Here is a 14,587-nt window from a genome sequence, read left to right on the forward strand (position 1 = left end):
CCGACCAATGGCACATGATCGTTATATTTCTCCGTTTTCCACCCGTTATGCTTCCGATGAGATGCAGTATACTTTCTCGGACGATAACAAGTTCCGCACCTGGCGCAGGCTGTGGATTGCGCTGGCCAAGGCTGAGCAGAAGCAGGGCCTGGACATTACCGATGAACAGATTGCCGAGCTGGAAGCCCACAAGGATGACATCAATTACGAGGAAGCCGTTGCCCGCGAAAAGCTGGTGCGCCACGATGTCATGAGCCATGTTTACGCTTACGGCCTGCAGTGCCCCAAGGCAAAGGGTATCATCCACCTGGGTGCTACCAGCTGCTATGTTGGCGATAACACCGATGTTATCATCATGCGCGAAGGCCTGCAGCTGGTGCGCAAAAAGCTGATCGGCGTGCTGGCCAACCTGGCCGATTTTGCCGAGCAGTACAAGGATATGCCCTGCCTGGCTTACACCCACTGCCAGCCCGCCCAGCTGACCACCGTTGGCAAGCGCGCTACCCTGTGGATGAACGAGTTCTACATGGACCTGCAGGAGATTGACCACCAGATCAGCCAGCTGGCCCTGCGCGGCGTTAAGGGTACCACCGGCACCCAGGCCAGTTTTATTGAGCTGTTCAACGGCGATTCTGCCAAGGTCAAGGCAGTGGAAGCCGATGTGTGCGCCCAGATGGGCTTTGACAAGGTTGTGCCCGTCTGCGGCCAGACCTACAGCCGCAAGGTGGACTACAATGTGCTTTCCGCCATTGCCGGTCTTGCCCAGAGCGCCATGAAGATGGCCACCGACATCCGCCTGCTGGCCAACTTTAAGGAGATGGAGGAGCCGTTTGAAAAGAACCAGATCGGTTCTTCCGCCATGCCGTACAAGCGCAACCCCATGCGCTGCGAACGCATCTGCGCGCTTTCCCGCTACCTGATGGTGGATGTGCTGAACCCCGCCATCACCGCCGGCACCCAGTGGTTTGAGCGCACGCTGGACGATTCCGCCAACAAGCGCATCGCCATGGCTGAGGGCTTTTTGGCCGCTGATGCCATCCTGAACATTCTGCTGAATGTTTCGGACGGGCTGGTGGTTTACCCCAAGGTTGTCCGCAGCCGCGTGATGGCTGAGCTGCCGTTCATGGCCAGCGAGAACATCATGATGAAAGCCGTCAAGAAAGGCGGCGACCGCCAGGAGCTGCACGAGCGCCTGCGCGAGCACGCCGTGGCCGCTGCCGCTGTGGTCAAGCAGGAGGGCAAGCCCAATGATATGATTGCCCGCGTGGAAGCTGACCCTGCATTCGGTCTGACCCGCGAGGAGATCGAGGCCGAGCTGAGCCCCGAAGATTTCACCGGCCGCGCCCCGCAGCAGGTGGAAGAGTTCCTGGCCGAAGTTATCCGTCCCGTGCTGGACGCCAACAAAGAGGATCTTGGCCAGCATGTGGAGCTGAATGTTTGATTTATTTGGGCTTGAGGAATTATAAGATTACGATAGCATCCTGATTGGATGAATAAGCAAAAGGCTGCTTCTTCGGTTGAAGGAGCAGCCTTTTTGAGTTTTAGGGGGATTATATTCCATCATACATCACGGCGGGATGAGGGCATCCCGCCCTACCGCACCGTAAATGATGACTTTATTATCATACTTCAAATCTCCCCCGCCGCCACATCGTCGGATTCTATGCATTGGGCAAGAGCGGTCTCATAGGGGATATCCCGCTGGATCATGGTCACATCATAGGTGGCAAAATGGTAGCCGTTTGCTTCGCAGGCGGCTTTTATTTTTTGCAGGGCGGGCTGCAAATCTGCCTGCTGGGGCTGCGATGTGATTTGAATCGTGACCGCCAGCTTGGCCGGTACATGCTGCAGAATCTCCTTTTTAAACGGGGCGTCCAATGGCAGCCACTGCTGGTATTCCATGCCCAGATCAGAGATATTTTTCCCTGATTCATACGGCAGAATCACCATCACGCATTGCTGCGCTTCATCGTATGGAATGTCATATTCCAGCAGGGCATCGACCAGGGCCGGTGCCAGGTCAGCCCGCGCTTCCTCGTTCATGCGCCATGCGGTGTTGAGCCGGGCATCCACATACTGGGTGTGGTCAACGGTATGGGTATCGCTGGTAAAGAGCCAGAAACTCGTTTCCACATAGAACCGGGTATCCCGGCTTTGCTGGGATTGTACGCTTACTGTATAGCAGAATCCCCGCATCGAACCTGCGTTTTCTGCCGTAAAAGTCTGGTCCGGGTAAAGTTTTTCCGCAAACTGTATGGCCCGGTGCATGGCCCAGCGCTCGCTGATGGGGTCGCCGTTGATGCAGTCAAAGGCCAGCAGCACCAAAGCAATCAGCACCGCCGCCAGAATGCCTGCCATTTTCCGCTTACTTTTCACTTTCATGTTTTTTCTCTCCTTTCCCGCTGGCATAGTTCAGCAGCCAGCCAATCAGGCAGCCAACGCCGCACAGCCCCAGCATAAAAACGCTGTACACAATTAGGGTGACCGGGTATTCCATCAGGGTGGCCCCATACTGCCAATAACGCACGAAGGTCCGCAGCAGCGCGCAAAGGGCAATGCCCTCCCCCACTGCCATCAGCAGCTTCCACATCTGGGGGTCCTGATACACGGCCGCAGCACACACAAACGGGAAAATCAGGATGATCCAGTTGGAATGTTCGCCGTAACTTGTCAGCACCCCAAAGCCCATGCCCAGCGCTGCAAACATCAGCAGGCCGGTATTGTATTTGTGGCGGATCTTTTGCAGCAGGCGGGCATCATCGGGTGCGGGCAGGCTTTGTGGCAGGGCCTGCCCGCCGCCCGCCTGCCACAGGGTGCGGCATTCCGGGCAGGTTTGCAGGTGGGCTTTTACCAGCGCTTCACTTTCCGGGCTGGCAACGCCATCCTGCACCAGCGGGATCAAATCCCGGCAGACCGCGCAGGGAATTTCGGTTTCTGCTTTTCCCTGTTCTGCTTGCCGGTTTGTTTTTTTTTCTTGCGTCATTCGTCGTATCCCTCCTTTTGCAGGGTTGCTTTCAGCCAGGCGCGGGTACGGTGCTCCACCACCCGCGCGGATGCTTCTGTTATTTGCAGTTTTTGGGCAATTTCCTGGTACGAATACCCCTGCGCCCGCAGGTATACCACGCTGCGGGTGCGCTCGTCCTTTTGTTGCAGCAAAGCCTGCACGCGGCGCAGCTTTTGGCGGGCGGCGGTGGTTTCGGTCAGGGCATCATCGGTTATGTAGCGTTCCATCAAATCGTCCAGGCTGACGGACTGGTGCCGCCTGCGCAGGCTTTCCAGCCAGATATTGCGTGCAATGCCAAACAGCCAGGTTTTTACCTCGCACTCTCCGCGGAAAGTGGGCAGCCGCTTGATGACCCGCACAAAGGTTTCGCTCAACAGGTCTTCCGCCTGCACAGGGTCGTGGGTCAAAAAGCAGAGGTAGCGGTACAGATCCATCCGGTAGCGCTGGTACAGTTCCTCTAGCTCCGGCAGTTTCATGCTTTGGCCCACCTCCTTTCGCTTTGTTCAGGCGCCTTACATGATATTGGTGGCTGCGGCCGCCGTTTTGTTACAGGCAGCGATAAAAAAATCCTGCCGCACCGCTTGGAAACGGCATCGGCAGGATCGGTTGTTCTTTTATTCCTGGCTTTGGGTGTCATCCTGGGGCGCATCGGCAGTCAGGTCTGCACCATCTGCCGCTGCATCAGCGGCAGCATCCGTGGTATCCTCTGCCGGGGGTTCCGGGGTCGGCTCCGGGGTGGCCACAGGGTTTTCCGCCGGCAAAAAGCGCGGCTGAATGGTGCCGTCCGTCTGCTGGTCCGAAACATCCAGCGTACCGCGGTCACTGCTTGCCAGGCCATCGCCACCGGTATCCAGAATGATATAGGCGGCAAACCGGATCTTGTAATCCAGATTGTTTGCCGTGCCCAGCTGGACCGACACACGGCCCTGATACAAAAAGCTCAGCTCGGTCATGTTCTGCATGGTCAGCACCGTGGTGCCATCCAGCAGGCCATACTGGTCCAGTTCGCCCAGCAGTTCGTTCAGCACCTCGTTGGGGGTCTCCTGTGCCGTATCGGCTTCGTCTGCATTTTCCGGCGTTGCGGTGCCGCTTGGCATGGCCGTTGCCAGGGCGGTCGGCTCGCTGGGGGCATCCAGTGTCAGGAAGCTGCCCGGCGTGGTGGCCGCGCCCTCTGGCAGCAGGGCATCCAGCTGCACCAGATTATCCGGCTCTGCCGGCTCCACACGCAGCACTTTCAGCTGTTCGCTCAGCACCAGCCAGCTGCCGGAATACTCCATCTTAAAGCGTTCCACCGCAGGCTGCACCCGGATGATCACGGTGCCGGGGGCCTGGCGGGTGACGACTGCCACATCCAGGTACGGCATCTGCGCCAACAGCTGGTCAGATTTTTCTTTGGTGGAAAAACCGTACAGGTTATCCCCCACCTGAATGCCGGTTGCATCGATCAGCTGTTGTTCGGTATAAATGCCGGTATTGGCGGGGGTGGTGCGGTCCGCATTTTCCACCCGGAAATCCGTCACCTTGAACAACAGGTTGATGGAAAGCACAATGCCGACCACCAGCACTGCCAAAACGCACAGCACCCCGATGATGGCCTTGCGGCGGCGGATTCGCAGCTGTTCTGCGCGGGTAACGCGGCGCTGCACCTGTGGCGCGCTGGAACGGTACCCCGGCTTTTGGGGGTTCTGTTGGGGGCGGGGGCGCTTTTGCTGCTGTTTGGGCGGCTGGCGCTCGGGCTGTTTTGCGGGACGCTGGCCGCTGCCCTTTGGCCGCTGCTGGCTGCCCGCCGGGCGGCTGCTGCGCTGCGGCGGGGCGCTTTTGGTGTTGCGATGGCTGGGCTGACCCTTGCGGGGAGGTACACTTTTTTTCTGGTTTCGGCTGCGCTGATTGCGGTCCATGGGGTGTACCTCCTTTCTGTGTTTCAGCTTTTATTTGCTGCCGGTTTGTTCCGGCAGGTTACTTTCCGTTCACCAGTTCCAGCAGCTTTGCGGTGATCAGTTCCAGGCTCTTGGGGTTGCCCAGGGTCTTGGCGGCGGTGCCCATGGCCGTCAGTTTGCCGGGCTCTGCCAACAGGGCATGCACGGTTTCGATCAGCTTGACACCGGTCAGGTCTTTTTCTTCAATCACAATGGCGGCACCGGCGTTTTGCAGCTCCAGTGCATTGTAATACTGGTGGTTTTCGGCCACATTGGGGCTAGGGATCAGGATGGACGCGCGGCCCATGGCTTCCAGCTCCGCCAGCGTCAGCGCACCGGAGCGGGAAATAACAAGGTCCGCCGCGGCCAGCAGATCCGGCATATTATCAATGTATTCTTTTACCACAAGGTTGGCACCGGGGGCAAAGTGGTTCTTGGCTTCCAGGTCCTCAAACAGCTTTACGCCGCGGCTGCCGGTGGCGTGCAGGTGCAGCACGGGCAGATCGTTTGCCTGCTCCCACGCGCACAGCTCTGCCACAACCTCGTTGATACGGCGGGCCCCCAAAGAGCCGCCGAAGCTCAAAATCACGGTGCGGTCCCCCGCGTGCACAGCAGCACGGGCGGCGGCGCGGTCACGGTTCAAAATTTCCGGGCGGACAGGGTTGCCAACCACAAGGGTTTTCTCCGGCGCGCCAAGCTTTTCCACCGCAGCGGCGGAAGCGGCAAACACCACGTCCACATCCTTGGCCAGCAGCTTGTTGGTCACACCGGGGAATGCGTTCTGCTCATGGATGGCGGTCTTGATGCCCTTTTTGGCGGCGGCGCGCACCACCGGGCCGCTGACATAACCGCCGCAGCCGATGACCAGATCGGGCCGGACCTCTTTCAGGATAGCCGCCGTGCGCGGGCCGGACAGGGCCAGGTGGTAGAGCGCTACCACGTTGCGGCCTACGTTTTTCAGGGTTGGCTTGCGCTGGAAACCGTTGATCTCAATATGGTGGAACGGGTACCCTGCCTTGGTTACAAGGCCGTACTCCATACCCTCTTTCCGCCCGGCAAAGTGGATCTCGGCCGCGGGGTCCGCCGCCTTTAAGGCTCCGGCAATGGCAAGCGCCGGGTTGATATGGCCGGCTGTGCCGCCGGCAGCAATCAAAACACGCATAATGGTTCCTCTTTTCTCCGTAAAATCGAACGTTTATGTTATGGCAATACCGCATAATTCTAAGTGCCGATACGGCGAGCGAGGTGCGGCAGCTGCTAAGCCAAAAGCGCAGATAATACTTTGTGTATTATCGAGTATTTTGGCAACGCAGATGCCGTGCCGCAGCCGCCGGAGCGGTGCTTAAGCCGTAAGGCGGGAATTGTGCGGTATTGCCGTATATCTGAAACCAAAGAGAACAATGCTTTCCGCAGGCATGCGGGAATTCTCAGTTGCTGTGCAGGGCTTTGTGGGTGCGGCGCTGCGGGTTCATCCGGCGGGCAAGTTCTTCATGCGAGCGCTTGCTGCGCGCAGCGTTTTGCGCGTTGCCCGCCCGCGATATGCTTAGTATAATGCCCATCTCACACAATAGAATCAGCAAGCTGGTACCACCGGAGGAAAAAAACGGCAGGCTGATGCCGGTATTTGGGGCCACATTGGTGACCACCGCAATGTGGATCATGGTCTGCCAGGCAATTTGCGACATAATGCCAATACCCAGCATCGTACCAAAATAATCCGGCGAGTTCAGGGCGATGATAACGCCCTGAATGATCAGTGCGGCAAAAAGACCCATACAGATCACCGCGCCGATAAAGCCCAGCTCTTCGCACAGAACGGAAAAGATAAAGTCGTTGCTGGCTTCCGGCAGCCAGAGGTGCTTTTGGCGGCTGTTGCCAATGCCCAGGCCGGTCAGCCCGCCGGACGCAATGGAATACAGGCTCTGCTGGGTCTGGTACAAAATATCGCCCTCGTCACCGTTCCATGCGCCGAGGCGCTGCTGAACATAGTTATTCTGTCCGGTCAGCATTTTGTAAATCACAAACGCAGCCGCGCCTGCCGCCGGGATGCACCAGAACCGGCCCACACCGCCACACAAAATCATACTGCCCGCAATCAGCAGGATCAGCATGATAGCAGAGTTATGGGGTTCTTTGTACAGCAGAACCACCACCGGCAGCAGCGGCAGCACGGGCAGCACAATGCCGTAAAGCAGTGTTCCCCGTTTTTCATAATACCGGTCCGCAAAGCAGGCAAGACCCAATATAGCCGAAAACTTTGCCAGCTCCGAAGGCTGCAGGGTTGTGCCAAACATATACACCCAGCGGTAACAGCCGTTGTACGGCTCACTGAACAGGGCCCACACCAAAAGCAGCAGCGTTAAAATGTATAAGTACCAGTTCATGTGGCGCAGGCTGCGGTAGTTGATGTTGGAAATCAGATACATCAGCACCAGCCCCACCACCGCCAGAATTACCTGCGGGCGGATAAAGTGGTAAATATCCCCTTTGAAGCGGTAATACCCGGTGGAATAACTGGCGGAGAACAGCATGATCAGCCCATAAGTCAACACAAGGATCAACGTGCCGACAAGGCCATAGGAAAGTTTGCCGCGTTCCTCTTTTTTGAACGCGATTTCCTTAAAAAACCTGCCAATGTTGCCAAAGGCCAAATCGAAAAGCTGGGCAAGCGTCATTTGCGGCACAGCCTCCTTTCTGATATTTTATGCCATGTAAACGTACATCAGGCCCAGCACCACGCCGATAATGGCGATCAGGCTGAAGAAAAAGTCGATCTTGACTTCTTTCCAGCCGCGCATCTCGAATGCGTGGTGGATCGGTGTCATGCGGAAAATGCGCTTGCCGTGGGTCAGCTTGAAGTAAACGCGCTGGATCACAACGGTCATGGCGTCCCAGATATACACAATGCCAAAGAAGAACACCAGCTCCGGCCGGCCCATAATAAAGGCAAGGGCCGTTACCATACCGCCCAGGAACATGCTGCCGGTATCGCCCATGAACACTTTGGCCGGGTAGAAGTTCCACACCAGGAAGCCCGCTGCCGCAGCAGCCGTTGCCGCCGCCAGAACGGCCACATGATAAAAGCTGAGCATGCTGGCAGCCAGCAGGTAGCCCAGCATGGAAACAAAGGTCACACAGGAGCACAGGCCGTCCAGACCATCCGTCAGGTTGACGGCATTGACCAAAAAGATGATGCCGAAGAACGCAATGGGGTAATACACCCAGCCCAGATCTACCGCACCGATAAAGGGCAGCATAATGATGGTGGTCAGCAGGCCCTGCATGTGCAGCCCCACCAGGAAGCCGCCGGTAACAATGAACTGCATGATAAGCTTTTGCCAGGCAAGCAGGCCCAGGTTGCGGTGCTTGACGACCTTGATATAGTCATCCAGAAAACCGATAAAGCCGGAACCAAACGCCAGGAACAGCGCCAGCAAGGCGGCGCGTACCTGCACAATGCCCAAAAGGTCCTGTGCATAGCGGTAGAACCCGGCATACACCAGGCCGCAGGCCACCAGAATGCCAAAGATGAAGCACAGGCCGCCCATGGTGGGTGTGCCCTGTTTTTTGTTATGCCAGGTCGGGCCGGATTCCCGGATGGTCTGGCCGAAGTGCAGCTTGTGCAGTGCCGGAATTACAAAACAGCCTGAAAGTGCCGTAACGGCAAACGCACCGATTGCCGCGGCAACCAGCATCCAAGAAACGATCATTCCCATGTGATATTCCCCCAAAATATGCAATTATGCGTTTGGCAGCGCCGCGTAAAGCTGCTTTAATACATCATCCAGCTTCATGGCGTGGCTGGCTTTTGCCAGCACAACATCGCCGGGGCGGACGTTCTGCCGTAGATATTCTACTACTTCCTCCGCCGCTTGGCAATGGATGGTTTGCAGCCCTTTCTGCCGGGCTGCTTCGGCCATGGCTGCGCTCAACGGGCCGTAAGCCACCAGCAGGTCGGCGGCATCGGCAGCCCATTTGCCGGTCTGGCGGTGGCCGGGTTCACTGGCAGCGCCAAGTTCCAGCATATCGCCCAGCACGGCAATGCGGCGGCCGCCGGGGCCGGGCTGGCGGTCATGCAGAATCTGCAAGGCTGCTTTCATGCTGTCCGGGCTGGCGTTATAGCAATCCTCAATAAAGGTCACACCGCCGTGCTGCACAATGTTCTGGCGCATACCGGTGGTCTGATAGCTGGCCAGCGCACGGGCGGCGCGGGCACGCTCCAGCCCCAAGCGGGTGGCTGCAGTGTAAGCAGCAAGGGCATCATACACGGTATGAACGCCTGCCGTGGGGATGGTTACACTGAACTCATAGGTTTCACCGTCCACGTTATCCACCAGGGTAAAGCCGGTACCCTCCCCTACGGTATGAATATTGATGGCGCGCACATCGGCGGAGCTGGAGCGGATGCCGAACCACACCGGGCGCAGGCGGCCGGGGATCTGCGCGGTGGGCAGCAGGTCATCGTCCGCGTTCAGCACCAGCGGGGCGCCGTCCGGCAGGCCCTGGCAGATTTCCATCTTTGCCTTCAATATATTCTCCCGCGTGCCCAGATTTTCCAGGTGGGAAACGCCGATCATCGTAATGATACCGGCAGACGGCCGCGCTGCGCGCACCAGGCGGGCAATCTCGCCCAGGTGGCTCATGCCCATTTCCACCACAGCATACTGGGTGGTATCCTCCAGGCGGAACAGCGTGTTGGGCAGGCCGATCTCATTGTTCTGGTTGCCCTCTGTTTTTAAGGTATTGCCAAAAGCCGAAAGAACCGCATAGCAGAACTCTTTGGTGGTGGTTTTGCCCACGCTGCCGGTCACACCGATCATCAGCGGGCTGAACAGCGTGCGGTAGTTGGATGCCATACGGATCATGGCAAGGTAGCTGGATTCACAGATGACAAGGTGATCCTCCGGCACGCCCTCCACGGGATGGTTGGCGATCACATACTCGGCCCCGGCCTGGTACGCCTTGGCGGCATAGTCGTGGCCGTCCACACGCTCGCCGGGGAAGCAGACAAAAATGCAGCCCGGCTGCACCTTGCGGGAGTCCGTTACAACGGCGGTGATGGGCACCGGGCGGGCCAGTGCCAGCCCGGCCAGAAGTTCGTTCGCGTTCATGGGTTTCATGGGAACACGCTCCTTTTGGTTGGTTTAGTTGCGGCATGTTTCAGTTTGCTGTGGGGTCCCCCTGCCGTGGCCGGGGTTATTGCTGCTCGGCATCGCTGCCGGTATCATCCTGGGTCGTGCTATCCTGATCGTTTTCACCGGCGGCGTCCTGGGGCGTATCGTCCTGGGCGGCATCGTCCTGCGGGGTATCTGCATCCTGCTGGGCATCGCTGCTGCCGTCGGGTCCCGTGGTCAGGGTAACGACTGTGCCGTAGGGCACCACACTCCCAACCTCAATATCCTGGCTGACAACACGGTCCGATGCACTGCCCGAAATTGCCACATTGATGCCGGAAGCCTTGAGCATCTGTGCGGCAAAGGTTCCGGTTTTGCCGGTGGCATCCGGCACGGTGGTGGTGGCGTCGGTGGTGGACTGGGTATACAGGTAAACCGTGGAGCCTGCGGGCACCACGGTGCCGCCTGCGGGGTACTGATACACAACATCGCCGTCGCTGGTATCCACAAACCGGTGGGAAAGCCCGGCGGCGTTCATCTTGACCTGGGCGGAAGTCCAGCAGGTGCCAATGGCATTTGGCACTTCCACACTGCCGTTGCTATCATAAGAAGCATCCCGTTCAATGCCAAGATACGGCGCGATCTGGCTGATGATGTTGCCGGTAACGGGGGCCACAATCTGGGAAGCGTAGTCAAAGATCCAGCGCGGGTCATCCATCATGACCAGCACCAGAATTTCCGGGTCGTCCGCCGGAAGGATGGCGGCAAAGCTGATGGCCTTGCGGTAGTCGCCGTCCGGGCGGTACTTGTAAGCGCCTTTCCAGTCCAGCTGTTCTGCCGTACCGGATTTGCCGCCGATGCGGTAGCCCGCCACATAAGCGCTGGCACAACCGTGATAGTCCAGGTCATTGCTGGTACCGGTGTGACCCACGTTGTTTTCCATCATGGCGCGGATCTGCTCACTGACTTCCTCGCTGACGACCTGGCGCTTAATATCGGTTTCAGCCTGCCATACCACGTTGCCGGTGTCGTCCGTCATATTATCCACCACATAGGGGGTCATCAGGTAGCCGCCGTTCACGGTGGAAGCCACGGCGGCTGCCATCTGGATCAGGGTCAGCTTTTGGGACTGGCCGAACGCGGTGGAGTACAGGTCCGTTTCCACCTGCTCCATCTCCTGCTGGGTTTTGGAGATGCCCTTTGCCTCATACGGCAGGTCAATGCCAGTGGTCTGGGTCAGGCCAAACGCCTGGTAGTAGTTATAAAAGAATTCGGCGCTCATTTTTTCCGCCACCTGGATAAAGTACAGGTTGCAGCTGTGGTTCAGCGCCCCGGCCATATCCAGCCAGCCGTGAGCGTTGCCCTCGGCGCAGCGGTAGCTGTGTTCCCACTCGGTATTGGGGAATACTGTCAGGTCGCCGCCGCAGTAAAACTGCTGGTCCGCCCCCATCAGGCCGGAATCCAGCGCCGCAGCGGCCGTCATGAGCTTAAAGACTGAGCCGGGGTAATACAATTCCGTCACGGCTTTGTTCTTCCACTCGGCCTCACGGATCATGCCCTGCAGCTGGCTTTTTTCGCTGGGAACGTCGATTTTGTTGCCTTCTTCGTCGGTGCTTTTTGTTCCGTTGGGGTTCACAACGCCGTCCGCAATGATATCAGCTACGGCGTCCTGCCCCAAACGGCTTTGCAGGACGGAAATATCGTCCTCCGTCAGCGCCGTTCCGGCATTATCCAGGATAGCCTGCAATTTGGGTTCGGTGATATTATACGGATCGTTGGGGTCAAACTGCGGCGCCGTTGCCATACCCAGCACCGCGCCGGTGTTCACATTCATCACAATGGCGCTGGCACGGTTCTGCACATCATAGTCATCAATCGCGTTGGAAAGCTCGGTTTCCAGCACGGTCTGGATGGTATCGTCAATGGTCAGGTTCAGGTTATAGCCGTTGATAGCCGCGTGGGTATCGCTTTCCTCGTTAGCCAGTTCATAGCCCCATGCGTTCTCACTGCTGATGCTGCGCCCCGGTGTACCGACCAGTTTCTCATCATACGATTTTTCCAGGCCGTACATGCCGTTGCCGCTGTCATCACAAAAGCCCAAGACCGAGGAAAGGTACATTCCGTTAGGGTATTCCCGCGTGGAGGAGGATTCCTTGTACATGGAAAGCACCGTTTCGTACTTGGCATCCGGATCCCCCTCCGCCTTGCCGTTGGTAATGCGTTTGGTGTTGGCATAGTCAATAATGGATTGCGCCGTTACCATATCAATGTCCTTGGCAATCACGCGGTACTGGCTGTTCGTTTTGCTCAGCTGCTCCTGAATTTTTTCCGCGCTGACGCTCCCGTTCAGCAATTCGCTGATTTTCTGGCTGGCTTCCGCTACATAATCCTGGTTGCACTTGGACGGGTTGGCAATAATGTTCCACACCACACTGCTTTTGGCCAGCAGTTTGCCGTTAGCGGAATAAATAGAGCCGCGCGTGGCAGGGATCTGGGTATCGGAAAGCTGCTGTTCCGCCGCCTGAACACGGTACTGCTCAGCATCCCGGATCTGCAGGGTATACAGCTTATAAATCAGAACGCCGCACCCCGCAGCGATAAAGCCGATCACCAGCAGCAAAACCATGATGCGTCCGTTCAGCGTAAGCGCATGATTCTGCCCCGGCTCCGGGCTGCGGCGGTTGTGATGACGCGTGGATTGATTCTTGTTGTCGGGTTGCTTTGGCATAGGTTCATTCCTTTACAGAAAAGACTGTTTGCACGAATACGCGCCCGCCCATGATGGCAAAAAAAGCGTGCTCCTGTTGGGATGCACGCTTTGGCGCAATGTAAGGGCAGCACCGCATGATTCCCACCTGACGGCTTGGGCACCCAAAGTTATGCGGTATTGCCTTGACCGGATCGGTTACGGGTCAAAACTGCCAAGCAGACTGAGCGCTGCGGTTTTGATACCGGCAAAAAACTTGTCTGCTGTGCCGGCTGCGCGTTCGATCACGCTTTCATCCTCCAGCCGGACATACGTCACCTGGCTGGGGTCCATTTTAACCAGCCCCAGCCGATCCTCCGCTTCCTGCTGGACGCTGGTGCTGTTGGTGATCTGATCCATGGTGGTGGACAGATAGTCGTTATAGCTCTGGGCATTGGTCAGTTCCGACTTGGCATCATCAATTTCGCCGGAAAGCTGTGTGATGCGTGCCTGGCTGGCGACAATGCTGGCAAACAAACCAAAAAAGATGGCAATGACCAGCACCGTGCCCGCCGTGCGGGCAAACTGGCGTGCCTTGCTCAGGCCGTAGCGTCCGCCCTTGACAACGCGCACCCGCGGTGTGCGGGAGGAACCGGAATGATTGTTGGTTGAAATTTCTGCTGCTGTGGAAGCCATGGGCGCCGCCCCCTTTCTCGTATCGTAAAATTTCGGCTTTCCTTAAGCTGTGCGGCATGGTCACAAGCGCCATGCCGCGCTGCCAATGTTCCCTCCTGGCACGCTTATAATTTTTCCAGTACGCGCAGCTTGGCGGAACGGCTGCGGCGGTTTTCTTCCAACTCACCAGCGTCCGCTTCAATCGGCTTGCGGGTAATCAGTTTAGCTTTGGGTATCCCGCCGCAGGTGCAAATAGGCTGCTCCGGCGGGCAGGTGCAGCGCTGGGCCCAGCGGCGGAACTTCTGTTTTACCAGCCGGTCCTCCAGGCTGTGGAACGTGATGATGCAGAACCGCCCGCCGGGGGCCAGGCGGCTGAAAATCGCCTCCATCCCCTCGTTCAGGGCATCCAGTTCCCCATTGACGGCAATCCGCACTGCCTGGAAGCTGCGGCGGGCGGGGTTCTTGTTCTTGCGGCGCTCGGCAGGCGGCATAGCGGATGCAATCAGGTCCGCAAACTGCAGGGTCGTCAAAATCGGGGTTTCCTCCCGTGCTTTCACGATTTTACCCGCAATCTGCCAGGCATACGGTTCCTCACCATAATCGCGCAGGATGCGGGTCAGTTCCTCACGGTCCAGGGTGTTCACCAAGTCTGCCGCGGTGGGCCCCTGCTGGCTCATGCGCATATCCAGCGGGGCATCCGCGTGATAGGAGAAGCCACGCTCGGCATCGTCCAGCTGGTGGCTGGAAACGCCAAGGTCCAGCAGCGCGCCGTTGATGAAGGGGATCTCCAGTTCATCCAGCACGCGGGCGGTTTCGCGGAAGTTGGCCTGAACCACCTGGGCGGGTAAGCCCTTTAGCCTTGCGGCAGCAGTTGCCACCGCATCCGGGTCCTGATCCAGCGAGATCAGCCGCCCGGTGGTCAGGCGTTTTGCTATTTCCTTTGAGTGGCCTGCCCCGCCGGCCGTTCCGTCCAGATAAATCCCGGCAGGGTCAATGGCCAACCCATCAAGGCATTGGCTGAGCAAAACGGGGATATGACTAAATTCCACGGTGTTCTCCTCTTTCCCCGTTTCACACGGTTTAACATGCAGGGGTACACCCCCGCTCAAAGTGTAGGCAACACCGCACAATTCCCGCCTTGCGGCTTAAGCACCGCTCCGGCAGCTGCGGCACGGCATCTGCGTTGCCAAAA

12 protein-coding genes are annotated in these 14,587 nt (G+C 58.0%); 1 reads left to right on the forward strand and 11 read right to left on the reverse strand.

Features of this window, described 5'->3' with window-relative positions; translation table 11 throughout:
* Positions 1-7: 7 nt before the first annotated feature.
* The gene (gene purB, locus C4885_RS07500; RefSeq protein ID WP_113999751.1) at positions 8-1,441 is read left to right on the forward strand and encodes an adenylosuccinate lyase; all 1,434 of its coding nucleotides are present in this window, start codon (positions 8-10) and stop codon (positions 1,439-1,441) included.
* 188 nt (positions 1,442-1,629) lie between these two features.
* On the opposite strand, the gene C4885_RS07505 is transcribed toward purB, so the two are convergent.
* The 11 genes from C4885_RS07505 to rsmH form a co-directional block, all read right to left on the reverse strand.
* The gene (locus C4885_RS07505; RefSeq protein WP_113999752.1) at positions 1,630-2,382 is read right to left on the reverse strand and encodes a hypothetical protein; all 753 of its coding nucleotides are present in this window, start codon (positions 2,380-2,382) and stop codon (positions 1,630-1,632) included.
* Positions 2,366-2,983, reverse strand: coding sequence for a zf-HC2 domain-containing protein (locus C4885_RS07510; RefSeq protein WP_113999753.1), 618 nt, complete (start codon positions 2,981-2,983; stop codon positions 2,366-2,368). The genes C4885_RS07505 and C4885_RS07510 overlap by 17 nt, the downstream gene beginning before the upstream one ends.
* Complete coding sequence (locus C4885_RS07515) at positions 2,980-3,480, reverse strand: RNA polymerase sigma factor (RefSeq protein WP_113999754.1); 501 nt, start codon at positions 3,478-3,480, stop codon at positions 2,980-2,982. The genes C4885_RS07510 and C4885_RS07515 overlap by 4 nt, the downstream gene beginning before the upstream one ends.
* A gap of 138 nt (positions 3,481-3,618) precedes the next feature.
* Positions 3,619-4,902, reverse strand: a complete 1,284-nt coding sequence (locus tag C4885_RS07520) for an FtsQ-type POTRA domain-containing protein (RefSeq protein WP_113999755.1) — start codon at positions 4,900-4,902, stop codon at positions 3,619-3,621.
* Positions 4,903-4,960: 58 nt separating this feature from the next.
* On the reverse strand, positions 4,961-6,082 hold the full coding sequence (murG, locus tag C4885_RS07525) for an undecaprenyldiphospho-muramoylpentapeptide beta-N-acetylglucosaminyltransferase (RefSeq protein WP_113999756.1): 1,122 nt from the start codon (positions 6,080-6,082) through the stop codon (positions 4,961-4,963).
* Between the two features lie 265 nt (positions 6,083-6,347).
* Positions 6,348-7,595 (reverse strand): FtsW/RodA/SpoVE family cell cycle protein, encoded by a 1,248-nt coding sequence (locus tag C4885_RS07530; protein WP_113999757.1) that lies wholly within the window; start codon positions 7,593-7,595, stop codon positions 6,348-6,350.
* A gap of 27 nt (positions 7,596-7,622) precedes the next feature.
* On the reverse strand, positions 7,623-8,636 hold the full coding sequence (mraY, locus tag C4885_RS07535; protein ID WP_113999758.1) for a phospho-N-acetylmuramoyl-pentapeptide-transferase: 1,014 nt from the start codon (positions 8,634-8,636) through the stop codon (positions 7,623-7,625).
* Positions 8,637-8,660: 24 nt separating this feature from the next.
* A complete protein-coding gene (gene murF, locus C4885_RS07540) occupies positions 8,661-10,040 on the reverse strand; it encodes a UDP-N-acetylmuramoyl-tripeptide--D-alanyl-D-alanine ligase (protein WP_113999759.1) in 1,380 nt (459 codons plus the stop codon).
* A 76-nt stretch (positions 10,041-10,116) separates the two neighbouring features.
* On the reverse strand, positions 10,117-12,762 hold the full coding sequence (locus C4885_RS07545; protein WP_113999760.1) for a penicillin-binding transpeptidase domain-containing protein: 2,646 nt from the start codon (positions 12,760-12,762) through the stop codon (positions 10,117-10,119).
* 177 nt (positions 12,763-12,939) lie between these two features.
* On the reverse strand, positions 12,940-13,416 hold the full coding sequence (locus C4885_RS07550) for a hypothetical protein (RefSeq protein ID WP_113999761.1): 477 nt from the start codon (positions 13,414-13,416) through the stop codon (positions 12,940-12,942).
* A gap of 104 nt (positions 13,417-13,520) precedes the next feature.
* Positions 13,521-14,444: a 16S rRNA (cytosine(1402)-N(4))-methyltransferase RsmH gene (rsmH, locus tag C4885_RS07555; RefSeq protein ID WP_113999762.1), complete on the reverse strand. Its 924-nt coding sequence runs from the start codon at positions 14,442-14,444 to the stop codon at positions 13,521-13,523.
* Between the last annotated feature and the right edge of the window lie 143 nt (positions 14,445-14,587).

It is taken from the genome of Subdoligranulum sp. APC924/74 (assembly GCF_003324125.1).
In the GTDB taxonomy this organism is placed as follows: domain Bacteria; phylum Bacillota; class Clostridia; order Oscillospirales; family Ruminococcaceae; genus Gemmiger; species Gemmiger qucibialis.

Excerpts from the sequence above, each read along its gene's own strand:
- purB (WP_113999751.1), top strand. The coding sequence starts at position 8 with ATGGCACATGATCGTTATATTTCTCCGTTTTCCACCCGTTATGCTTCC.
- C4885_RS07505 (WP_113999752.1), bottom strand. The coding sequence starts at position 2,382 with ATGAAAGTGAAAAGTAAGCGGAAAATGGCAGGCATTCTGGCGGCGGTG.
- C4885_RS07510 (WP_113999753.1), bottom strand. The coding sequence starts at position 2,983 with ATGACGCAAGAAAAAAAAACAAACCGGCAAGCAGAACAGGGAAAAGCA.
- C4885_RS07515 (WP_113999754.1), bottom strand. The coding sequence starts at position 3,480 with ATGAAACTGCCGGAGCTAGAGGAACTGTACCAGCGCTACCGGATGGAT.
- C4885_RS07520 (WP_113999755.1), bottom strand. The coding sequence starts at position 4,902 with ATGGACCGCAATCAGCGCAGCCGAAACCAGAAAAAAAGTGTACCTCCC.
- murG (WP_113999756.1), bottom strand. The coding sequence starts at position 6,082 with ATGCGTGTTTTGATTGCTGCCGGCGGCACAGCCGGCCATATCAACCCG.
- C4885_RS07530 (WP_113999757.1), bottom strand. The coding sequence starts at position 7,595 with ATGACGCTTGCCCAGCTTTTCGATTTGGCCTTTGGCAACATTGGCAGG.
- mraY (WP_113999758.1), bottom strand. The coding sequence starts at position 8,636 with ATGGGAATGATCGTTTCTTGGATGCTGGTTGCCGCGGCAATCGGTGCG.
- murF (WP_113999759.1), bottom strand. The coding sequence starts at position 10,040 with ATGAAACCCATGAACGCGAACGAACTTCTGGCCGGGCTGGCACTGGCC.
- C4885_RS07545 (WP_113999760.1), bottom strand. The coding sequence starts at position 12,762 with ATGCCAAAGCAACCCGACAACAAGAATCAATCCACGCGTCATCACAAC.
- C4885_RS07550 (WP_113999761.1), bottom strand. The coding sequence starts at position 13,416 with ATGGCTTCCACAGCAGCAGAAATTTCAACCAACAATCATTCCGGTTCC.